At 48.6% G+C, this 19,154-nt stretch carries 31 protein-coding genes and 1 pseudogene; 26 read left to right on the top strand and 6 right to left on the bottom strand.

From position 1 onward, the window contains the following. Positions 1-1,090 (top strand): transposase (locus tag NM10_RS01265; RefSeq protein WP_020309820.1); only part of this gene is annotated, 1,090 nt, incomplete at its 5' end. A 168-nt stretch (positions 1,091-1,258) separates the two neighbouring features. Here NM10_RS01265 and NM10_RS01260 read toward each other — a convergent pair. Then, complete coding sequence (locus NM10_RS01260; RefSeq protein WP_020309819.1) at positions 1,259-2,161, bottom strand: fumarylacetoacetate hydrolase family protein; 903 nt, start codon at positions 2,159-2,161, stop codon at positions 1,259-1,261. 772 nt (positions 2,162-2,933) lie between these two features. Between NM10_RS01260 and NM10_RS01255 the strand changes: the two genes are divergently transcribed. The 3 genes and pseudogenes from NM10_RS01255 to NM10_RS15205 all read left to right on the top strand — a co-directional run. Then, positions 2,934-3,446 carry a hypothetical protein gene (locus tag NM10_RS01255; protein WP_020309818.1) on the top strand — a complete coding sequence of 171 codons (513 nt, stop codon included), beginning with the start codon at positions 2,934-2,936 and terminating at the stop codon, positions 3,444-3,446. Positions 3,447-3,703: 257 nt separating this feature from the next. Next, the gene (locus tag NM10_RS13735; RefSeq protein ID WP_147675848.1) at positions 3,704-3,892 is read left to right on the top strand and encodes a hypothetical protein; all 189 of its coding nucleotides are present in this window, start codon (positions 3,704-3,706) and stop codon (positions 3,890-3,892) included. A 181-nt stretch (positions 3,893-4,073) separates the two neighbouring features. After that, a pseudogene (locus NM10_RS15205) lies at positions 4,074-4,310 on the top strand (toxin glutamine deamidase domain-containing protein); the annotation flags it as partial. A 1,176-nt stretch (positions 4,311-5,486) separates the two neighbouring features. On the opposite strand, the gene NM10_RS01250 reads toward NM10_RS15205, so the two are convergent. From NM10_RS01250 to NM10_RS01235, 4 genes are all read right to left on the bottom strand, one after another. Beyond that, entirely contained in the window at positions 5,487-6,566 is a 1,080-nt protein-coding gene (locus NM10_RS01250) for a tyrosine-type recombinase/integrase (protein ID WP_020309817.1), read from the bottom strand. 269 nt (positions 6,567-6,835) lie between these two features. Next, positions 6,836-7,477 (bottom strand): hypothetical protein, encoded by a 642-nt coding sequence (locus NM10_RS01245; protein WP_020309816.1) that lies wholly within the window; start codon positions 7,475-7,477, stop codon positions 6,836-6,838. A 31-nt stretch (positions 7,478-7,508) separates the two neighbouring features. Beyond that, the gene (locus tag NM10_RS01240; protein ID WP_147675847.1) at positions 7,509-7,889 is read right to left on the bottom strand and encodes an ImmA/IrrE family metallo-endopeptidase; all 381 of its coding nucleotides are present in this window, start codon (positions 7,887-7,889) and stop codon (positions 7,509-7,511) included. An 80-nt stretch (positions 7,890-7,969) separates the two neighbouring features. Then, positions 7,970-8,386 (bottom strand): helix-turn-helix domain-containing protein, encoded by a 417-nt coding sequence (locus tag NM10_RS01235; protein WP_020309814.1) that lies wholly within the window; start codon positions 8,384-8,386, stop codon positions 7,970-7,972. A gap of 189 nt (positions 8,387-8,575) precedes the next feature. On the opposite strand from NM10_RS01235, the gene NM10_RS01230 reads away from it, so the two are divergent. From NM10_RS01230 to NM10_RS01210, 5 genes are read left to right on the top strand one after another with little or no spacing between them, the layout of a single operon-like run. Next, on the top strand, positions 8,576-8,767 hold the full coding sequence (locus tag NM10_RS01230; protein WP_020309813.1) for a helix-turn-helix transcriptional regulator: 192 nt from the start codon (positions 8,576-8,578) through the stop codon (positions 8,765-8,767). A gap of 54 nt (positions 8,768-8,821) precedes the next feature. Further along, positions 8,822-9,055, top strand: coding sequence for a hypothetical protein (locus NM10_RS01225; RefSeq protein ID WP_020309812.1), 234 nt, complete (start codon positions 8,822-8,824; stop codon positions 9,053-9,055). A gap of 14 nt (positions 9,056-9,069) precedes the next feature. After that, a complete protein-coding gene (locus NM10_RS01220) occupies positions 9,070-9,333 on the top strand; it encodes a hypothetical protein (RefSeq protein ID WP_020309811.1) in 264 nt (87 codons plus the stop codon). A 13-nt stretch (positions 9,334-9,346) separates the two neighbouring features. Next, on the top strand, positions 9,347-9,559 hold the full coding sequence (locus NM10_RS01215) for a hypothetical protein (RefSeq protein WP_020309810.1): 213 nt from the start codon (positions 9,347-9,349) through the stop codon (positions 9,557-9,559). A gap of 17 nt (positions 9,560-9,576) precedes the next feature. Further along, entirely contained in the window at positions 9,577-9,945 is a 369-nt protein-coding gene (locus NM10_RS01210; protein ID WP_020309809.1) for a hypothetical protein, read from the top strand. Here NM10_RS01210 and NM10_RS13730 read toward each other — a convergent pair. After that, a complete protein-coding gene (locus NM10_RS13730) occupies positions 9,900-10,106 on the bottom strand; it encodes a hypothetical protein (protein ID WP_036243631.1) in 207 nt (68 codons plus the stop codon). The two genes, NM10_RS01210 and NM10_RS13730, sit on opposite strands and share 46 nt — an antisense overlap. A gap of 73 nt (positions 10,107-10,179) precedes the next feature. Between NM10_RS13730 and NM10_RS01195 the strand changes: the two genes are divergently transcribed. The 17 genes from NM10_RS01195 (at position 10,180) to NM10_RS01110 (ending at position 19,059) form a co-directional block, all read left to right on the top strand. Beyond that, positions 10,180-10,968: a Rha family transcriptional regulator gene (locus NM10_RS01195; RefSeq protein WP_071601815.1), complete on the top strand. Its 789-nt coding sequence runs from the start codon at positions 10,180-10,182 to the stop codon at positions 10,966-10,968. A gap of 21 nt (positions 10,969-10,989) precedes the next feature. Further along, positions 10,990-11,346, top strand: coding sequence for a hypothetical protein (locus tag NM10_RS01190; RefSeq protein WP_020309806.1), 357 nt, complete (start codon positions 10,990-10,992; stop codon positions 11,344-11,346). Continuing rightward, complete coding sequence (locus NM10_RS01185) at positions 11,297-11,632, top strand: LysM peptidoglycan-binding domain-containing protein (protein ID WP_071601814.1); 336 nt, start codon at positions 11,297-11,299, stop codon at positions 11,630-11,632. The genes NM10_RS01190 and NM10_RS01185 overlap by 50 nt, the downstream gene beginning before the upstream one ends. Before the next feature lie 408 nt (positions 11,633-12,040). Beyond that, positions 12,041-13,003 (top strand): YqaJ viral recombinase family nuclease, encoded by a 963-nt coding sequence (locus NM10_RS01175; protein ID WP_020309803.1) that lies wholly within the window; start codon positions 12,041-12,043, stop codon positions 13,001-13,003. A 15-nt stretch (positions 13,004-13,018) separates the two neighbouring features. Then, positions 13,019-13,912 carry a recombinase RecT gene (locus tag NM10_RS01170; protein ID WP_020309802.1) on the top strand — a complete coding sequence of 298 codons (894 nt, stop codon included), beginning with the start codon at positions 13,019-13,021 and terminating at the stop codon, positions 13,910-13,912. A gap of 45 nt (positions 13,913-13,957) precedes the next feature. Beyond that, positions 13,958-14,464, top strand: a complete 507-nt coding sequence (locus NM10_RS12930) for a helix-turn-helix domain-containing protein (protein WP_020309801.1) — start codon at positions 13,958-13,960, stop codon at positions 14,462-14,464. After that, positions 14,455-14,781 (top strand): DnaD domain protein, encoded by a 327-nt coding sequence (locus tag NM10_RS01160; protein WP_192813532.1) that lies wholly within the window; start codon positions 14,455-14,457, stop codon positions 14,779-14,781. The genes NM10_RS12930 and NM10_RS01160 overlap by 10 nt, the downstream gene beginning before the upstream one ends. 34 nt (positions 14,782-14,815) lie before the next feature. Then, on the top strand, positions 14,816-15,283 hold the full coding sequence (locus NM10_RS01155; protein WP_020309799.1) for a hypothetical protein: 468 nt from the start codon (positions 14,816-14,818) through the stop codon (positions 15,281-15,283). A 22-nt stretch (positions 15,284-15,305) separates the two neighbouring features. Further along, the gene (locus tag NM10_RS01150; protein ID WP_020309798.1) at positions 15,306-15,551 is read left to right on the top strand and encodes a hypothetical protein; all 246 of its coding nucleotides are present in this window, start codon (positions 15,306-15,308) and stop codon (positions 15,549-15,551) included. Beyond that, entirely contained in the window at positions 15,544-16,131 is a 588-nt protein-coding gene (locus tag NM10_RS01145) for a hypothetical protein (protein WP_020309797.1), read from the top strand. Before NM10_RS01150 ends, NM10_RS01145 begins: the two co-directional genes overlap by 8 nt. Positions 16,132-16,137: 6 nt before the next feature. Next, positions 16,138-16,518: a hypothetical protein gene (locus tag NM10_RS01140; RefSeq protein WP_020309796.1), complete on the top strand. Its 381-nt coding sequence runs from the start codon at positions 16,138-16,140 to the stop codon at positions 16,516-16,518. 99 nt (positions 16,519-16,617) lie between these two features. Then, complete coding sequence (locus tag NM10_RS01135) at positions 16,618-16,944, top strand: hypothetical protein (RefSeq protein WP_020309795.1); 327 nt, start codon at positions 16,618-16,620, stop codon at positions 16,942-16,944. A gap of 14 nt (positions 16,945-16,958) precedes the next feature. Next, positions 16,959-17,360 (top strand): hypothetical protein, encoded by a 402-nt coding sequence (locus NM10_RS01130; protein ID WP_020309794.1) that lies wholly within the window; start codon positions 16,959-16,961, stop codon positions 17,358-17,360. Next, the gene (locus tag NM10_RS01125) at positions 17,353-17,538 is read left to right on the top strand and encodes a hypothetical protein (protein ID WP_020309793.1); all 186 of its coding nucleotides are present in this window, start codon (positions 17,353-17,355) and stop codon (positions 17,536-17,538) included. Before NM10_RS01130 ends, NM10_RS01125 begins: the two co-directional genes overlap by 8 nt. Positions 17,539-17,551: 13 nt before the next feature. Next, complete coding sequence (locus tag NM10_RS01120; protein WP_020309792.1) at positions 17,552-17,941, top strand: single-stranded DNA-binding protein; 390 nt, start codon at positions 17,552-17,554, stop codon at positions 17,939-17,941. 9 nt (positions 17,942-17,950) lie between these two features. After that, entirely contained in the window at positions 17,951-18,373 is a 423-nt protein-coding gene (locus NM10_RS01115; RefSeq protein ID WP_020309791.1) for a RusA family crossover junction endodeoxyribonuclease, read from the top strand. Further along, on the top strand, positions 18,370-19,059 hold the full coding sequence (locus NM10_RS01110) for a hypothetical protein (RefSeq protein WP_020309790.1): 690 nt from the start codon (positions 18,370-18,372) through the stop codon (positions 19,057-19,059). The genes NM10_RS01115 and NM10_RS01110 overlap by 4 nt, the downstream gene beginning before the upstream one ends. Positions 19,060-19,154: the final 95 nt, after the last annotated feature.

The following is a 19,154-nucleotide window of genomic DNA, read 5'->3' as shown; positions in this document are numbered from 1 at the left end:
CWSGCGGCAAATCCAGGAACAGATGCTGGCTTTCACGGGCATGGATATCTTTATTCTGGATGACGATGAATTACTCCGGTCTGTTGTAGACGTATGCCAGGGAAACGGCATCACGTTTGTGCAAGGGTCTGGCCATCGAAAAACAGCAGAACAAAAACTGTTTGAACAGGTAGCAGCCATCCGGGAGAAACAACAAGAATATGATGCCCACCTGACCGTAATGGGTACACGGAACAGTTATTCCAAGACGGATCCCGACGCTACGTTTATGCGCATGAAAGAAGACCACATGAAAAATGGGCAGCTGAAACCGGCCTACAATCTTCAACTAGCGGTACAGTCTGAATATATTATCGGACTGGGCCTATTCCCGAATCCAACGGATACCCGGACCTTGATCCCGTTCTTGACAGCCTTGGAATCAGGGTATGGAAGACTAGCAGATCATATTGTGGCGGATGCCGGGTATGACAGTGAAGAAAACATGGACTGGATAGAAAAGAAAGGAAGCACGGTATGCATCAAACCACGGGAGTATGAATACCGGAAGACATCAGCCTTCAAGAAAAAAATCGGGCACCGAAGCAATATGGTCTATGACGCAGACAGCGATACCTATACCTGTGCCAAAGGAAGGAAGCTGCATTTCGTAACGGAAAAAAAGCAGCGTGATAGGGACAGCGGATATGAACGGACCGTACGAACATACCAATGTGAAAACTGTCAGTATTGTGGAAAACGGAATCAATGCCAGCCGACCCGGACAGGAAAGAAACCGAAACAGAATAAAATGATACAGTACAATCCTTACTACCAATCCTTATTGGACAAAGACTACAAGTTCATTCAAAGTAAAAAAGGAATCCAGTTGCGGATTAACCGATCCATACAGATAGAAGGAGCGTTTGGAACGGTAAAGGGAAACTACGAATACCGCCGAGTGAGACATAAGGGAAAAGAAAGTGTAGAAAAGGAACTGTTATTCATGGCATTCGGCTTTGATCTGAGGAAATACCGAAGTCGCCGTGATACGGACAGATTACAACAACACTATTTAGAAAAAGAAGAAACACACACAGTAGCTTGCTAAAAAAGAAAAAACAGCGAGGCTTATTAAAGTACGCCTAAAAACAGGTAGCTGGCATTTTTCACGAAAATGAAAAATGCCAGCTATTGTGTTAGTTATGGGAAAGAAGGAAGGCTGCAACAAAATGAGCAAAAAAACTCATTTTGTTACAGCCCCTTTTTTTAGCCTTTCTTATTTCACTTTATTCTTCAGCGTCCCGATGGCGGGAATGGTGATTTCTACGGTGTCGCCGGAGTGGAGGAAGCGGGGCGGGTTGAAGCCGACGCCGACGCCGCTGGGCGTACCCGTAGCGATGATGTCGCCCGGGAAGAGGGTCGTACCCTGGGAGATGGTGTGGATCAGTTCGGGGATGGTGAAGATGAATTCGCCTGTCGAGCCGTCCTGACGGACTTCATTGTTGACTTTCGTGACGATGTCGAACGTGTCGGGAGCGGCATCGCGCAGAAGGATATACGGCCCGATAGGGCAGAACGTATTCAGGCTCTTGCCGTGGAACCACTGGACGTGGTTGGCCTGCAGGTCCCGTGCCGTGACGTCGTTGAGGATGGTAAAGCCGTAGACGTGGTCCATGGCTTCGCCAACAGTGATATCCGAGCCTTCCTTGCCAATGATGACGGCCAGTTCGCCTTCATAGTCGACTTGGGACGTGACGTTCGTATGAGGGTCGATGAGGTCATCCGGGCCGATGACCGACGACGTAGCCTTGGTGAAGATGACCGGGTATTTCGGCGGTTTGGGCATGGCCGTCTTATCGAATTCGGCGATATGTTCCGTATAATTCTTGCCGATGCAGAAAATATTCCGTTCCATATGGGGAATCGGCGCCATGATGCGTACCGTGTCCAGCGGTTTCGCCTTGACAGCGCCGGTCTTTTCATTCTGTTCCAGTGCGTCGGCCAGGGCCAGCAGGCCGTCGTTGCCTTGCCGGATGAATTCCAGCATCGTTTCCGGAAGGGGCGTGAAAAAAGCTTCTTCCAAAGCAATGGCACCGTATACGCCATCTTCCGCTTCATTCAGGACGCCCCATTGAACGAAACCGAGGTCTTCAAAAGTAACCAGTTTTTTTATCATCATAAAAATTCGACTCCTTTACTCATGATAACTTATTATAGCATGACTACTAAAGAATGACTATCCTCTTCATAAAATAAGCGCAGTTCGCAGGCGGCCGGTCGCAGGCCGCAAAAAAACGGCCAGCGGCCGTATGCGTAGGGGCCGGCCCGGTCAGGGCGGCCCGCTGCGAGATTCGATCACAGCCCATTCGGGTATAATGGCAGGTCTTTACAAACCACGAATCACTAACCACGAGCCACGGCTTTTTTCGGACTTAGATGCGGCTACGCCGCGACAGACTCAAACTAACAACGACGCTTCGGGAAGCCCTCAACGCGTAGTGGGCCGCCCGCCGCGTCTGTTCGTTCTGGAAACGATCTTGCCCCTCCCGATGGTCGGTACTTGACGGGCTAGAAAGGCTTTGGGACGGCCCCTACGGTATCGCATGTAGGCGATGGGGAATAACGCTGGCAGTCTGCCGCAAAAAATACACGGCCATTGGCCGAATTGTAGGGGCTTCCCGTGGGAAGCCCGCCAGAGATATTCGACTACAGCCCATTCGGGGATAATAACAGGATTTTACGATGGATACGAAAATGGCGATGTCGTCAGCTTGAGTCTGTAGCCGTATTTGAATTTCTTGTATTATGGGAATATCGGTTTATATTCTATTCACTCTGTTTCATGATATAATAAAAAATATAAGGATATCACGGAGCACGGAGCGATTATTGTGAGGCAGATTTTTTAGGACAATCAATTCCAAGTAAGATAATAAAAGAGATGAAACGGTATGAATATTTTTAGAAAAACTTTTTTCTTAATATTTGTGGTCTTTACTTGGTTGATACTATCAGGATTGATGCAGCCAACCGTACAAGCTGCTTCTCCTGCCACCAGTCACGAACAGAATATGACTTATGATCCAGGAGGATTCTGCGATTTGCACTGGGGTGAACCGCTGAATCAGATTAAGCAGGAATATCGGATGAAACTGCTTGGTTATTCATATGGTATGGCGAGGTATTGGGTGCTTATTCCCGATGCTCACGGTGAAATGTATCTACAGGGACCTGTCATGGCAAAGGCCTGTTTCTATGAAGGTCGTCTGTTAAGCATTACGATTTTCATGAATGGCGGTTTTGAAGAACGGGTTCGACACATTTCGCACCGTTATGGTACGCCCAGACGGTTTGAAGGGCTATATGTTTGGGAAGGCCCGTATACAACGATGTTACTCGGACAGGATGATAAAGGGATTACGCTGATGATGCTGAGCAATGTGTTAAAAAAAATTAGGATGTGAACTGCTTTTATATCGAAAAAATGTAAAATCATCCAGAAAAATAAGAAAGCGGCGTCCATTTCATTGTGAGTGGATGCCGCTTTTCTGTATCACATCAGTCATACGGCCCAGCCACTTCATCCGAACTGTCCTCTCCCATTGTCAGCGGCCTGTACGGGCCGGATAAAAAAAAACAGGGACGCGCATTGCCAGGAATGACAATGGCAAGACGTATTATGTGCCGGCTGACATGACCTATGAGGACTGGGAGAACATCTTTGTTACAAACATTATCATTAGATAAATGGAAAACTGCTCGTGAAGATGATATAATCAAATTACAAAAAGTGCCTAATAATTGGAAACTAATTTTAGGTAAGCACACCTTAGCTGATGACATAAAAGCCGCTAACACTAAGTATTCACAAGGAACTGAATATCAAATTAATTGTCAAAGGTGTGTGTAAATTTATGAATTACACCAACGAGGGTTTGATGTTGAGGCAGTGCCTAATATGGGCTCCAAAGATATTGTTTTGGGGAGTGAATGCTTCGCGGCACCGGAAGCGAACGAGGCTTATGCAGATGCCTCAGCTCGAATGTTTACTTTTAATGTAAATGAAGAAACAATAAGAATTAGACAATGCTCCTGATGGCTCACGTTACGTAATTTACATAGTGTGGAAGCAAACAGACTCCGCACATGTTTTCATTGCACAAAAAGATAACGGGATAATTAAGTATCTTGATTCACAGACTGGTATATTAGATGTTGGCTATTATTTTGCCCATGGTAAGCCTAGTAACTTTGGGTTTTATAGGATTGACGATAAGCCATTGGCAACGAATAAAAAAGTACTCGTTGCTACTGCAAAAGGAAAGTGATTTGCTATGAACGAAGCAAAAAAATAGCTATACAAAAAGGGTATAATACAGCGGAACGTATTGGAACATGGAAGGATTATATTGTGTATTCACCAGTGATACTACCAATTAACGGAATTGTTCCGCCAACCGGTTTACCTTGCTTTATTGTTGAGAAAGATAATGAGTACAGCTGGGTCTCTGGGCAAAAAGCCTTTCAGATTATGAATGAGCTAGTACGATAACAGAAAAAATCACATTCTTTTTAACACTCATAAGTGGGTGCTTTTTTTCATGCCCAGATCAGGAAGTCATCATGCATTTAGACTGGTACAATAAGCTTCCACGGAAGGCGGGGCCGCTTAAACAAGTTCATCATTTCAACGTCTGAATAATCAGGTGCTTTTTTTATCACATCGGCCTGCCATCAAAAATTCATCAAAAATACGCGGCCAGCGGCCGTATGCGTTGGGCCAGCCCGGGCAGCCTTTTTGGCCCGTCAGGTGCCGACCGACGGAAGGTGCAGGACGGCTGCCAAAACGGACAGCTGTGGCTGGCGGCCCGCTGCGAGATTCGATTACAGCCCATTCGGGTGTAATGGCAGGTCTTTACGAACCACGAATCACTAACCACGAGCCACTGCTTTTTTCGGACTCAGATGCGGCTACGCCGCGACAGACTCAAACTAACAACGACGCTTTGGGAAGCCCTCAGCGCGTAGCGGGCCGCCCGCCGCCGCTATTCGTTCTGGAAACGGTCTTGGCCCCTCCCGATGGTCGGTACTTGACGGGCTAGAAAGGCTTTGGGACGGCCCCTACGGTATCGCATGTAGGCTATGGGGAATAACGCTGGCAGTCTGCCATAAAAAATACACGGACATTGGCCGAATTGTAGGGGCTTCCTGTGGGAAGCCCGCCAGAGATATTCGACCACAGCCCGTTCGGGTATAATAACAGAATTTTACGATGGATACGAAAATGGCGATGTCGTCAGTTTGAGTGTCTGCCGCCGCGTTGCGGCATCGGAGTCCGGGCGGCCTGTGAACTGTGCTCTGTGTCCTCATTTTCCTAAATCTACTGGAAACAGTTGCAAAATAGGCGCTAATCACGGTATAATGTGGTATTGAATATATTTGGCGCATTATGCCGCATGGTTGAGCTATTCTTGTTTAAAACGGCAAAAATTCGTCAAAAATTTCTACGCAAAAATTTTTTCAATTGACTGCGCTGCCTTACGTCTCATGTCGTCTGTGTAATCGACGTAGACATTTAAAACAGTGGTGACTGTGTCACCGAGAAGCGCCGCTACGGTCTTGATGTCGGTGCCGTTGGCCAGCAGCATCGTTGCATAGGTGTGACGCAGACTATGGATAGATGCGTCCGGAACGATTTTCTTGATATACCCATCGAGTGATTTATGCAACAATTTGTGTGGAAACAGCTGACCGTTTATTTGCCGAGGCTCTACATGGCGATACTCCAGCAGGATTTGCTGCAGCTTGGCCGGAATGGGGATGACACGATGCCCGGCGGCCTTGTTTTTGATGTTCATGATTCCACGCTTCTTATGACCAACCCGGCCATATTGCTTGGTAACACTGATCTGACGTTCTTTTAAATCTACGTCGTTCCAGGTAAGAGCCAGGATTTCGCCCAAGCGCATCCCCGTGTACCCGGCAATGGCACAAATGGCATAGTACTTCATCGGCCGGGTCTTCATGTTTTCCATGAGCCGGTCAAATTCTTTCTGCGTCAGCGCCCGGATTTTGTGCCGGCGGTTTAGCTTCCTGGGTTTCAAGTGGATGGCTGGGTTATCCTGCCGGAGATGGTAGGGCTCGACAGCGTGGGACAGGATCATCTTGAGGCAGGTTACATAGAGCTGGTAGCTGGCGTCAGCGCACTGCCAGTTGCTCATCGCCTGCTGGATGTCCAGATAGGTTATCTTACGGACTGGCATGGCCAGAATCTTCGGTCCGTAATTCTTCAGGGCGTAGCGATAGGCCAGGATGGAGTTATACGTCAAGTTGCGGCTGCGAAAAACGTATTCAGCAAATTCGGCCAGGGAGATGCCGACGAGCTCCGGCGCGATTGGCTGGCTCTTCATCGCATCGAGTACGTCGGACAGCAGCTTTTCGCCGGCGGCTTTGGCAGCCTTCTTGGTGGCCAAGCCCTGGCGTGACTTCTGCTTCCAGCGCCCCGCCTGGTCTTTGTACGACAAGATGACCTGCCAGCCGCGGTCTTTTTCGCGGTACGAAAAATGATAGGTTAAATCAGTCATAAAAATAACCTCCTTTGCGTAAAGGGAAGCTGATGTGATATACCGATAGCGTAAATCAGCCCCATAGTCGTGTGTGTAGATTTGCAGCGCCGTAGGTGTTCCAGCACCTACGGCATATCCCGGTATCGTGTTCCAGCACGGTACCGGGATTTTTTATTAAACTAAAAATACAATAAATGAATTAAATATACGATATTTGGCGATGGCCAATCACTTTTTTTGTGCTGTTTATTCTTTGTATTGAATATTACGATGCTGAAGCTATGCGATTATTTACGCAGTTGCGGAATCATCCAGACATCGTCCAGGTATTTATCAAAATGCTTATATGATACAGTATCCCAATTGGTTTTTTTGGCCGTTCGTTCATTCATAGTGCATTTCATCGTTGTGTGTCCGCTCATATCTTGGATGAAGACGGCGACCTCCGAAATCGGCAACCCAGATTCATAGAGGGCTCGGATAATTTCCCCAGACAATGCGAAACCAGTTTGCCGGAATCCTGCTTCGTCTTTAACATAAGGCAAAACAATTAATTTCCCTTTACCGAAATTTTCTTTAGACATGTCTTCGTTGACTTCAACTTTAGTAAAGTGTTTGTCTCCTGCTTTTTGTCGACAAATTTGCTCGATTTGTTCTGCCGGCGTATCGGCGGAATCTTTGACTTGTTTTGTACTCTGCTGTTCCCGTGTGGTTGATTGCACTGCCGGAGCGTTGTTAGATTCATTTGGTGAATCAGTTATAATGAAGCAGATTCCTCCCAAGACAAGGAAGAAAAGACAGCTCAAGACATATTGCTTGAATGTGCAGTTGGCTTCAGCTTGATGCGATTTTAATGTATCCTTTTTTACAAATCCGAAAATCAGTAGACCTAGCGCAAGCAGTGCTATAAGACCTGAAAAAATGTGCATAATATTCGCCTCATTTATATAGTTTCATAATTCAATAGAACTTCTTCAAAGAACATAAATCAAGAGGTATTCCGGCTATTTTCCCTAGGCGTTCGAGGGTGTATTCGGGATATTCCCGGATGAGGTCATCAGGCAATAGCAGTTCGACGGCAAACGTACTGGCTTCCCGTTCGATTCTGTCTGTCGATACCAGGGTGTTTTTTCTCAGCCACTGCGTATTCAAATTGGTATGACAGATGGAATGGCCGAGCTCGTGGGCGCAGACGAAGCGTTGCAAATGGGAGGGAAGATTGTCATTCAGAATGATGCATTGAATCCGTTTGTATTTTGTGTAATAGCCGAGAATAGATTTTAGCGGAGCATATATGATTTGTACGCCGCTGAGCCTCTGCAATTTCATAATGGGTTCCATGTTTGATATTATTTTTCGCCGTTTTGTTACGGCGATTTTTTTTATACATCCATAGAGCATCACCGCCTTTAAAGAACAACCTATTTCAGATATTTTTTCGGGGTGAACTTCTTCTTGGCGGTCCGTTTGGCTATCTTCATGGCCGTTTCCAAGGAGGCCCGTAATAGCTCGCGGTCTTCATCGTCTTCGGTACTCCCCATGGCCGCGGATCCGTCCAGCGATTCTATCATATTTTCAAGATCACGCGCTATGTCACGTTCATCTTTCGGTGTAAGCGATGGAAGGTTGGAGTCGGGAATCTCTTTTGATGTCGAATTGCCGAGCAAATAATCAATAGATACGCCAAAATAGGCGGACATCTTCTTGAGTACTTCTGCGCTTGGTTCTGCACGACCATTTTCATATTTAGAAATGGCTGCCTTTTGGATATCGAGCACTTTCCCTAATTCTTCCTGTGTGATATGTTTTTGTTTTCGCAATTCCTTAACTCTGTTCATCGATTTATCACCTGACCTTTATATAAAGTATCCGAAAACAATTCTATGTAAATTATAATGTTTCCATTAAAGATACTCAATGGAAGTTTCCTAATTGGAAATTTTATTTTTAATATATCTTGACAAGATACAAAATAACTCGTATACTTTAAGTATCCCAAGAGGAAACATTTGATAGGGGGTGAGAAGATGTTTGAAAGACTTAGAGCGTTAAGAAAAGAAAAAGGTCTGACATGTGAAAATATGGCCGAAGTTCTTGGGCTCGAAACGAAGAGTGCTTATAGTAAGAAAGAGAACGGGAGTACAAAATTCTCTCTTGATGACGCTAAGAAAGTTTCATCTATCTTAAACAAGAGCATCGAAGATATTTTTTTTTGCTGATGAAGTATCTTTAAAAGATACAAAAAATTAGAGTTCAAGGAGGAGGCGCGTAGCATGACGAACAAGCTGACAATGGAGCCCAGTAGGGACTGTACCGGAACTATGGTGCAGACGTTCCGAAGCCCTAAAGGTGGAAACCTGACCTTCGTGGACATTCATAATTACCTGGTCCGTACATTCGGTGGTGGCGTTTATCTGGCCGTTATCAATGCCAACGACGACGAGCTGGTGGATAAAATCAGCGTCGTAGACACGTATGACGTCAGTGATATGGAAAGGTTTTTATAAAGGAGGTGAGAAGCATGACTGCAAAGGAAAAGTCCATTTTGAAATCTCGATTCCAGCAAAGATGGGGGCGCGCAATCTGCGTTCGGGAATGGGCCAAAGAAGGCAAAAACGGCTGGACCGTGGAAGGCGCCAGGTCAGAAGCTGATATCGCACGTGGTTACATGTACGCTATCGGCGACGCCCTGGAAGCATCTATGAAGCAAAGTAAAGCCACGGAAATTGTCCGCGGTTGGGCCGACGAAGTAGAAGAAAAGCACGGCAAGACATTGGAATTGTAAAGGAAGGGAAAGCATGAAGCACTACAACGAATACGTAGACCAACGCGGCTGGCGTTATCAGGCTATCTCAATGATTGGTGGCGAACCGTATGCAATTTGCTATCAGAAAAAGCCTGGTGGCGGCTGGCACCGGATGAAACAACTGATGGTGCGGACAACATTGGCAGAAGCCCAACAAGATCTTGACGAATATGCAGCCAATAAAGGCTGGACAGGAATTGACTAAGAGAAGGAGGCGGGAGCATGGCAAAGGACGAAAAGGGAACGGTTTATGTATTAAGCATTAGTTTGAACAAACAAAAATACTACGTAATAGACCTGGAAGGGAGCTTATCACGTAGTATCTCTGATAGCATGCTGTTTCTTTATGAAAGTATCGCGGAATCGTATGCTGGACCTATCGAACACCTTGTCGAAGAAAAAACAGAAGAAATTGCAACTATTCGTGTTATTAAGTTGCCTTTATCTCGTGTTATTCCGGGAACTTGGCAGGATGATGTCGAAGAAAAGGCCACCAAGCTGGCACTTGATGACCTTTCCTGTGAATCAATTGAACAATTAGCTAATCATTTGCATAAAGCTTTGGAGAGCACCTTGAAGAGTAATTCTTGATTTAGCTTAGTACTTAATTGAAACGCTCCGAGGATAGCGGATTCAAGCGATGTTTTTCCGGATGCATTCAATAATATCGCTTTAACTTTTGATTCATCATACGAAGCCATTATCTCCGCTTGTGCTTCAGCAAAAATTTCTTTTAATTCTTTCTCAGTCATAGTAATCACCTCCTTCCGTACTCATCATAGCATGGTTCAACGGAGGGGGAAAGGAATAAAGGAGGAATCGAACATGAATAAACTTGTAACCGTTTATAAACATCAACTCGTTACGGACAGCCGGCAGGTAGCTGACCGGTTTGAAAAAAGCCATAGGCATGTGCTTGACGCAATTCGGAACCTTGAAAAGGGTATGCCGAAAATTGGGCAGACCCCCATGTTCTACGAAACAACATACGTCAATGAGCAGAATGGGCAAACCTACCCAATGTACCTCATGAACCGAGACGGCTTTAGCCTCTTAGTTATGGGCTTCACGGGAGCAAAAGCCCTGGAATGGAAACTGAAATTCCTCGAAGCTTTCAATGCTATGGAAAAGGCCATCAAGACGCCGCAGATTACGCCGAACCCGCATTACCGGACGCGGATGATCAAGACAGCGGTAAAGGATGCGGCCGACACGGCAGCCATGATCGCCGATACCTTCGGAGTCAAGAAGCCAATGGCCATGACCGCAGCCATGCAGATGGTCGGTAAAGCCTATGGCGTGGATATGACACCGCTGAAGCAGTTCATCCCGGCGGAAGACAGTCCATCGACGCTGACACCGACAAAGATTGCTGCGGAACTCGGCATCTTGAACAGCAAAGGGAATCCCAGCCCACAGAAAGTGAACGCCATGCTGAAGGACAAAGGGCTTCAAGAAAAAGTCGGACCTGACTGGGCGCCAACCGAAGCCGGAAAAGCCTACTGCGAACGCATCCCGTATACCCACGGAAACGGGCACAGCGGCTATCAGCTTCTCTGGGGCCATCACATCCTCGAACTGCTGAAAGATGGCGACCAGGAAGCGGGGCACTAGGAGGCGAAAGGAGGGAATCATATGAAGCCGGTTATCTCGATGAACGAACTTATGAATCGTTGGGATTTGAGCCGTCCTGCCATTACAAATATGGAGCAGGACGGCCTGCTCAAGCGGCTCAAGCTCCCCGGGGTCAAGTACAGCATGAAGAACGTGTTAGAGCTCGAGGGGATGGACTCAGCGGATTGGACGCACAGCCCCTTTGAATGGCGCCGCCTAAAGGATGAGCTGGCACGAACACGGCAAAAGCTGGAACGGTGCCGGACCTTCATTAGCCGGTTGTCGGCTGATATGAGCCAGTTTGAATACGAAGAAAGGAGGGATTCACATGAAGACAATGAAGATTTACGAACATGGACAGACAGAGCCAAGGCGTAAGCCCAAGTTCCAGGTTTTCCGGGCGGGGCTGGCCCTTGTGGCCGCCTTCGGAGTCGGGCTGTACATCGGCAGCGCGACTCCCTGGACACAGGCCGAAATGGTCGCCGCTGATACGGCCATCATCCACGTCGTCGACACAGATGAAACGCTGTGGGAAATCGCTGGCCCTGTAGCCGACAAGACCGGCCAGGATATCAGGGAGGTCATCTACCAGATTCAGGTCAACAACGACCTGGGCCCGAACCCGACACTGAAACCAGGCCAGCGCCTGGCCATCAGATACTAAAAATGGCCGCTGCCTGAGCTACCAGACAACGGCCACATACCAAAAAATTCAACTTCATTATACCAGAAAAAAGGAGAGGAAAACCATGAAGAATCAAAATATTGAGGCCCAATTATGCGAAAAGTGTAGAGACTTGCAAGATTTCGCCAAGAGAAATGACTATACCAACTTAATTGTATTTACCCCTAAAATCGACATCGAAAAGGTTCAGCAGCAGGGGGAGGGGAAAGGACGCACAACCCCGTCTGTATCGGTAAACGGAAACCTTTTGGAAGCCTACTGCATGATGTACGCGGTCTTGATTAGTATGGCGGACGATGCCGGCCTGCCGCTGAATATCCTCATCGACGAATTCAGCCGGTTCTGCTATGAACGGGACTTCCGGATTGTAGAAAGGAGCTGACGACCATGGCTTATCGCAACTGTGATTTGATCCTGTCGGTCCGGGAGGCCGAAAAGAATCATGATAAATGGCTCAAGACCCGCGACATGGGTATCGGTGGCAGCGATGCCGCCATCATCCTGGGATACAACTCATATAAATCCCCATATCAGCTTTGGATGGAAAAGACCGGCCAGGCCGTTCCGCCGGATCTGTCGGGCAACCAGTACATCTACTGGGGCCATAAGAATGAACCGAATATTGCCGACTGGTTCCAGGAAGAAATAGGCAAAAAGGTCCGGAAACTGGGGACGCTGCAGAACCGCAGCTTTCCCTTCATGCTGGCCAATGTAGACCGGGAAGTCGTCGGGGAGAATGCCGGTCTGGAAATCAAGACTGCCGGCGTCAGCCAATACAAGAAATGGCAGGGCGACGAAATCCCGGATGCCTACTACTGCCAATGCCTTCACTATATGGCCGTGACCGGTGCCGACCGCTGGTATATCGCGGTCCTCATCGGCGGGAACGACCCCACCTATAAGGTGGTTGAACGGAACGAGCAGGATATACAGGCACTGATTTCCGCAGAACGGGAATTCTGGGGCCTCGTGCAGACACACACAGCCCCGCCGATTGATGGGAGTGTGTCCTGCGCCCAGGCACTGGCTGACCGCTATCATGGGGAAGATAGATCCATCGTCCTGCCGGATGATGCGGCACAGATTATCGACGACCTGCGCGGGGACAAAGAAATCCTGGAGCAGCTGAAAGCCCAGATAACGCTTCGCGAAAACCAGTTGAAGGACATGCTGGGGGAAGCGGAAATCGGGACGGTCGGCGATTACCGGGTCACCTGGAAGACAACGAACCCCAGGGAAACCTGCTCTCTTTCCAAGCTCAAAAAAGCGGCGCCGGACATCTACCAGACACTGCGTGACAAAGGCTTCATTTCTATTGGCAAGGCAAGCCGACGCTTTGCCATCAAATAAAAGGAGGAATCATTCATGAACACTAAAGGTGGACTTACGAAGAAGACGGCCCAGGTACAGCAGATGCAGCAGAAAGACACGAGTCTCAAAGGGCTCATCAAGGCCATGGAACCTCAAATCAAAAAGGCCCTGCCGTCGGTACTGACGCCGGAACGCTTTACGAGGATGGTCTTCACGGCCCTCTCGACGAACCCGCAATTACAGCAGTGCACGCCAGCCAGCTTCCTGGGGGCCATGATGCAGGCCGCCCAGCTCGGGGTAGAACCGAATACCCCGATTGGCCAAGCCTATCTGATTCCCTACCGGAACAAAGGGAAACTCGAATGTCAGTTCCAGCTCGGCTATAAGGGAATGATTGACCTGGCATACCGAAGCGGGGACATCAAGGATATCCAGGCGCACGAAGTATATGAAAACGACTTATTCGAATACGAATACGGTCTGGAACCGAAACTCCGGCATGTGCCGGCCATCAAGGACCGTGGCGACGTCATTATGTACTATGCCGTATTCCATATGACCAACGGCGGTTATGGATTCGAGGTGATGAGCAAAGAAGACATCACCCAGCATGCCAAGAAGACAAGCCAGTCTTTCAGCTCTTCCTATTCACCCTGGAGTAAGTATTTCGACGAAATGGCCAAAAAGACGGTCATCAAGAAAGTATTGAAATACGCACCGGTCAAGACGGAATTCGTCCGGGCCATCGCCGCAGATGAAACCATCAAATCGACCCTCTCGGAACACATGGTCGATGAAGAAGACGAAACCGTCACCATCGACACGGAAGCGGAAACTATGCCGGCCGATGAAACCACACCTGACGGCGTAGATTCGCAGACTGGCGAAGTTAAAGATGGCTTTAAAGACGAAGATATGTTCAGCCCTGACTTCAAGGGCGATAAATAAGAGTTAGCGGCGGCTTCGGCCGCCCATCTCCTCGAAAGGACTGTTATGGAAAGACTGAACATCAAGTATATTGACCAAATAAATGCTTTCCATGGCTGGTTGTTAACGAATCCGGTTCCAGCGTCGGCGCGGATTGTTTGGTTTTCATTGATACATTTCTGCAATAAAACCGGGTGGAAAGCGGAATTCAATCTGGCCATGTCGGTGCTGGAAACAGATACGGGATTAAGTAGGCGGACTATTGAGCGCGCCCGAAGTATCTTGCAGGAATCGGGATTGATTCATGTAAAAGCAAGGGCAGGGAATCAATCACCGATTTATAAAATCATTCCTTTTGTGCGTCAATATGACGCACAGTCTGACGCACAATCTGCCACTGGCGGTCATGATGACGCACAATCTGACGCACAGTCTGTCGCACAATCTGACCACATACCTAGACATAAAGACATAAAGACTAAAGACAATAGGGTATACGACGACGTCGGATATAAAGAGGTACTCAAAGCCTATCGAAAAAACATCTACCCATGCCCGGGGAGATGGATCTAGAAAAGCTCAAAGCCATGGTCGATGACTTTGGAAGCGACATTGTCGTGAAGGCCATTGATAGGGCTGTCACTCGGAATAAAAGAAGTTTGGCATATATCCACGGCATTCTGAAAAGCTGGCAGACTGGAGGCTATGACGACGAAAACACAGCCCAGCCACAGCCAACGCCGCGCAATAGCAAAAAGGAAGCGATTGACGTCGTGAACCGCCTGATGGCAGAATACCAAGCCCAGGAACAGAAAGGAGAGACGAAAGATGACAACGGAAATATCGACCCTGCGAGCGATTGGTCTTTTGCAACTGGCGTACAAAAATGATCTCCCGGAGGAACGGCTGCGTTTCTACGTAGAGATGTTAAAAGACATCCCGCCGGCGGCCTTGTCGGCCGGGGTCAAGTACTGCATCAACCACTGCAATTTTTTACCTACCATTGCCGAAATTAGGAAGGCATCGGAAAAAGTGACTACGCTGGCAATGGGAACTAAGCCCATCGACAGTGCTACAGCCTGGGGCAAGGTCCAGAAGGCCATCGCCGTCGTCGGCTATACCGGCGTGCCGGACTTCGACGATCCGGTGACGCAGCGCGTCGTCGGCCGGTTCGGCTGGAAAGAGATCTGCCAGACGCCGACCGATGACACGGCCATCCTGCGGGCCCAGTTCCGCAAAGCCTACGAATCGGAAGCGGCCCACGTCGAAGAAGTGAAAGAATTCGCCGCGTCCGGCGTCCCGGTCCATCAGAAGTATCTGGCCGATGCCGGCCTGGCCGGCGTGAAAAAATTGACCAGCGAAGTAGCCGCCCGGATGAAAATGCCGGAATGATGGCAGAAAAGGAGAGAGAAAGATGGAAATTAAAATCGACATGAACGGCAGTGACGTCGAGCTGGTGGCGTTTTTACACAGCCTTACGATAAATCATAGCCAGAAAGAAGAAACGGGCGTTAAAACGGCAAATACGAAGAAAAAAGGCCGCCCGAAGAAAGCGGTGAAGGTGGACCCAGAACCAGCCCCGTCGGATGACATCCTGGATGATCCGGAAATGGCCGACATCGGAGCACACATTTTCGGGGAGGACAATCGGAATGAATGACATTTCACGGGCCATGGAAAAGAAACGGGCCGAAAAAGCCAAGCACCGCTATGCAGTCGGCGCCGAAAGCGGGGCGGACTGGGGGCTGACCCTCATCTACCAGGCCCTGCATGACAAGTACGGCTTTGGCCGCAACCGGTTCGCCAAACTCAACGCCGCCTGGGAGCACCTGGACTCGAAAGAGCACGGGTTCTCCATCCGCTGGCGGGATGAGCTGTGTGACGATTTCGGGTTCGACCGCTTCCTCAATGAGCGTGACGCCCAGCGCCTGGAACGGCTCATCACAGGCAAGACGAAGGACTGGCGTCTGCGGAAATACGTGACGGACCACGTGGCCGCCTCGGTCATCGTGACGCTGCACTCACTACGTCATGACTTCAAGTGGGGGGCAAAGCGCTTGCAGGATCTACAGCAGTACATCCACGACAACATCGACGCCGTCTTAAAGAGCAAGGTCCCTATCTGGGAATTCATGAAATGCCTGCACGTTGAATGCGGAATTGATTACCCGGCCCTTACGGCCTATGAAAAGCAGTTCGGGCCGGTCGATATTTACCGCGGGAACCGCGGAGAGAGGTAGAAGAAGATGACAAAAAGATACATTTTACAATTTCCTCGAGGCGTGGCTGTTTCAATTTTTCCATACGATACAGCTTATCTTAACGACGAAAAATTTTTAGAAGAATTCAAAAGGCAGATTCGGGAGGCTTTTCAGGAATATACAGTGGGAACAAATCCTGACTACATCCTGCAAGACAAAATTATGTTCATCGATTTAATCCGTGAACTGAATTTCAAAATATCCTCAAGACAAATCTTAAACGAATGTATCCGGAATCTAGTTGACGATACTGGGTCGTTTGACATAGAAAATTCTTTCGATACCGACGATTTGGAGCTGTTAATTGATGAAGCGTTAGCCAATATAGCAGGAGCTGGACCAACTGGAGCCCCGACAAGCATGTAAATGAAATAGCCATCCTGTTTGTCGGCATCGCTATAAAAGTAGTAATGAACTATATCCCAACACTTGAACCGAAAAAGCCGAATCGAGGTGACGAATGACATGAAGTTCGGACGATTTGAGCCATGGGCCGAATACCATGAAGACGGAGAATACTATGAATTTCATTGCCTGAATGGCTATGGGGCTACCGTCGCTCGTGGCCAGCATGATGAATTATTTGAACTGGATGTAATCAAACGAAACCGTCTTTACCCTAGTTACTGGGATATCACGTTTGATACGCCGATTACAAGCGACGTCCTGGAGAACCTGGAAGTTGACGACGTCGTGAAGGCGTTGGAAGACATCAGCCGCCTGGCCGATGATTATGATTTGCTTCGCGAAAGTTTTGTAGATCACGACGGGAACGTTGTGTTTGTGGATTAAGGAGGGAAAGCCATATGCAGCCTACTGATAAATGGAACTACTATCTCGACGATGATGATTGCACCTGCGTGGACTTCTTTGATTCCAAGGAAGCCGCGCTCAAAGCGGCTATGGAAGACGCGAAAAGCGGATGCGTCGACACCATCACGGTCGGCAGGGTACAAAAATTTGTTCCGGACGTCAGCGTATATACAAGCCTTCTCATGGAAGCTTTGCAAGACCAGGCTTACGACGTAGCCGGGGAATATGCAGAAACCTGGCTGGTCGACGTTACCGACGGTGATTTGAAAGACCTGGATGATATTTTAGACGCAGCCTTCACACACTGGCTCGACCGGCATCCGGAGTATAAACCCAATTTTTACACGCTTACGGATACGGAAACGTTCGACAAGGGAGGTGATCCGATTGATTGACATGAGCATGGAACGCGTCCGGGCCGTGATTGATAAAGCCTGCCAGGACGGGAAGAGCTACGCCACGATTGAAAAAAGTGGGGATGCTGCCGTGGACGATGCTGTCGCACAGACTATCGACAGCATGGGCTATAAGGTAGCCATCAACCCGCAGGAAATTCTTATCAGCTGGTTTTAGGAGGAATGAAAAAATGAATAATGTGCAGCTCATGGGCAACCTGGCACGCGACCCGAAAGTCAGCGTGACCCGGACCGGCAAGACCCTCGTCCGGATGACGGTGGCCTGCTCAGAAACCTACAAGGGGAGGGACGGCCAGGCGAAAGAAATGACGTCGTTCGTGCCGGTGACCTGCTGGCCGCCGTCGTCGGATCTGGCGCAGAACTTCTTGAAAGGCGACCGGGTCGTCGTCCTGGGGCGGTTTACAACGAATTCGTACGAAAAGGATGGAACCAAGCGCTACTACAGCGAAGTCACGGCGGACTACGTCGGGACCGTACCGAAAGCCGCTAAAGCCGCCGCGCCGGGCGAATCCTTTGAGGACATGGGAAATGCTGCGGACGACGAAGAGATTCCGTTCTAGGAGGCGCCCATGGTTTATAACTTCACCATCGACGGACGCCCGATGACCAAGAAAAACAGCATGACCAAGACTCGATACGGGCTCATTCAGTCCAAACAATACCGGGACTATGAGAAGGCGGCCCTGTGCCAGCTGATGACCCAGAAGCCACGCGGCTTCCGGACGATTGATTGCGCGACCCGGATGAACGTCGAATACTACATGCCTAATCGCAAGGGCTGGCCCGATTTATTTGGACTGATCCAGGCGACGGCCGACATTTTAGAGAAAGCCGGTATCGTAGAGGACGACGGCTATATCGCCGATGCGGCCTGCAGCTGCATCGCAGGCGTCGACCCGGTATGGCCACGCGCTGAAATCAAAATCATCCCCATGCCGGACGACAAACTCAACGAACTACATCCCAAGCTCAGAAAGAAGGTAAAAAAATGATCGATGACAAGATGGCCAAGATGGCTATAAACACCTTGAAAGAATATTGCAAGAATTTATGTTCTCGTTGCGCTGTATATGGATCATGTAGCCAAAAGTACTGCTACTTTGAAAATGTTGATGGTTACAACGACGTCGGTACGCTTGAAGATTTGCAGAAGTCTACCGGAAAGCCACCGAAATTTGACATCAGGCAGAAAGACAGCGCTGCTTTTCGGAATTATATCAATAAGATTTTCATGGAAGAAGCGGAAAAATACGGCCTCCCGATGAACACGGCCAACTCGATAAAATGGACTGCGCGCGGGACCATCGTAGTCACGTTTGTCGACGATGACAACAAGATGGATTACATTGGCGTGGCGAAATGCCACCCGGACGACGCCTTCAACCCGGAAATCGGCATCAAACTGGCTATTGAAAGAGCGGCCCAGGCGATGAAAGCGCCGTTCGTTCCGGCAAAAGACGAAGCTTATTATTACGTTGACGATGAGAATCTCATCTATAGCACCATCAATCACCATACAAACACAGATATTTTGAATATCGCACTCGGTAACTGCTTCAGGAAACATAAAGAGGCGCATGCCAATAAAGAAGCCATCAGGAAACGCATGGAAAGAGCTAAGGTGTTATTGAAATCATTACGGGAGGATGATGCAAATGCGATGGGTAGATGTAAATGACCAGCTTCCTATTCCACAGCGGCGCGTACTCGTAGCGATGCACGCAGGGACCGAATGGGAATTTAAAGCGGTGGGAATCTATTGCAACGACCATT

It is taken from the genome of Megasphaera sp. NM10 (genome assembly GCF_000417505.1).
Classification (GTDB): Bacteria; Bacillota; Negativicutes; order Veillonellales; family Megasphaeraceae; genus Megasphaera; species Megasphaera intestinihominis.
Note: the sequence above shows the minus strand (reverse complement) of the source record. Positions and strands in the feature narration are given on the sequence as shown.

Coding starts and splice junctions, on each gene's coding strand:
- NM10_RS01230 (WP_020309813.1), top strand. CDS start 8,576: ATGTTTGAAAGACTTAGAGCGTTAAGAAAAGAAAAAGGTCTGACATGT.
- NM10_RS13730 (WP_036243631.1), bottom strand. CDS start 10,106: ATGACTGAGAAAGAATTAAAAGAAATTTTTGCTGAAGCACAAGCGGAG.
- NM10_RS01195 (WP_071601815.1), top strand. CDS start 10,180: ATGAATAAACTTGTAACCGTTTATAAACATCAACTCGTTACGGACAGC.
- NM10_RS01220 (WP_020309811.1), top strand. CDS start 9,070: ATGACTGCAAAGGAAAAGTCCATTTTGAAATCTCGATTCCAGCAAAGA.
- NM10_RS01235 (WP_020309814.1), bottom strand. CDS start 8,386: ATGAACAGAGTTAAGGAATTGCGAAAACAAAAACATATCACACAGGAA.
- NM10_RS01150 (WP_020309798.1), top strand. CDS start 15,306: ATGGAAATTAAAATCGACATGAACGGCAGTGACGTCGAGCTGGTGGCG.
- NM10_RS01130 (WP_020309794.1), top strand. CDS start 16,959: ATGCAGCCTACTGATAAATGGAACTACTATCTCGACGATGATGATTGC.
- NM10_RS01240 (WP_147675847.1), bottom strand. CDS start 7,889: ATGGAACCCATTATGAAATTGCAGAGGCTCAGCGGCGTACAAATCATA.
- NM10_RS01120 (WP_020309792.1), top strand. CDS start 17,552: ATGAATAATGTGCAGCTCATGGGCAACCTGGCACGCGACCCGAAAGTC.
- NM10_RS12930 (WP_020309801.1), top strand. CDS start 13,958: ATGGAAAGACTGAACATCAAGTATATTGACCAAATAAATGCTTTCCAT.
- NM10_RS01145 (WP_020309797.1), top strand. CDS start 15,544: ATGAATGACATTTCACGGGCCATGGAAAAGAAACGGGCCGAAAAAGCC.
- NM10_RS01115 (WP_020309791.1), top strand. CDS start 17,951: ATGGTTTATAACTTCACCATCGACGGACGCCCGATGACCAAGAAAAAC.
- NM10_RS01110 (WP_020309790.1), top strand. CDS start 18,370: ATGATCGATGACAAGATGGCCAAGATGGCTATAAACACCTTGAAAGAA.
- NM10_RS01155 (WP_020309799.1), top strand. CDS start 14,816: ATGTTAAAAGACATCCCGCCGGCGGCCTTGTCGGCCGGGGTCAAGTAC.
- NM10_RS01185 (WP_071601814.1), top strand. CDS start 11,297: ATGAAGACAATGAAGATTTACGAACATGGACAGACAGAGCCAAGGCGT.
- NM10_RS01160 (WP_192813532.1), top strand. CDS start 14,455: ATGGATCTAGAAAAGCTCAAAGCCATGGTCGATGACTTTGGAAGCGAC.
- NM10_RS01245 (WP_020309816.1), bottom strand. CDS start 7,477: ATGCACATTTTTTCAGGTCTTATAGCACTGCTTGCGCTAGGTCTACTG.
- NM10_RS01225 (WP_020309812.1), top strand. CDS start 8,822: ATGACGAACAAGCTGACAATGGAGCCCAGTAGGGACTGTACCGGAACT.
- NM10_RS01175 (WP_020309803.1), top strand. CDS start 12,041: ATGGCTTATCGCAACTGTGATTTGATCCTGTCGGTCCGGGAGGCCGAA.
- NM10_RS01210 (WP_020309809.1), top strand. CDS start 9,577: ATGGCAAAGGACGAAAAGGGAACGGTTTATGTATTAAGCATTAGTTTG.
- NM10_RS01260 (WP_020309819.1), bottom strand. CDS start 2,161: ATGATGATAAAAAAACTGGTTACTTTTGAAGACCTCGGTTTCGTTCAA.
- NM10_RS01140 (WP_020309796.1), top strand. CDS start 16,138: ATGACAAAAAGATACATTTTACAATTTCCTCGAGGCGTGGCTGTTTCA.
- NM10_RS01135 (WP_020309795.1), top strand. CDS start 16,618: ATGAAGTTCGGACGATTTGAGCCATGGGCCGAATACCATGAAGACGGA.
- NM10_RS01255 (WP_020309818.1), top strand. CDS start 2,934: ATGAATATTTTTAGAAAAACTTTTTTCTTAATATTTGTGGTCTTTACT.
- NM10_RS01170 (WP_020309802.1), top strand. CDS start 13,019: ATGAACACTAAAGGTGGACTTACGAAGAAGACGGCCCAGGTACAGCAG.
- NM10_RS01190 (WP_020309806.1), top strand. CDS start 10,990: ATGAAGCCGGTTATCTCGATGAACGAACTTATGAATCGTTGGGATTTG.
- NM10_RS01215 (WP_020309810.1), top strand. CDS start 9,347: ATGAAGCACTACAACGAATACGTAGACCAACGCGGCTGGCGTTATCAG.
- NM10_RS01250 (WP_020309817.1), bottom strand. CDS start 6,566: ATGACTGATTTAACCTATCATTTTTCGTACCGCGAAAAAGACCGCGGC.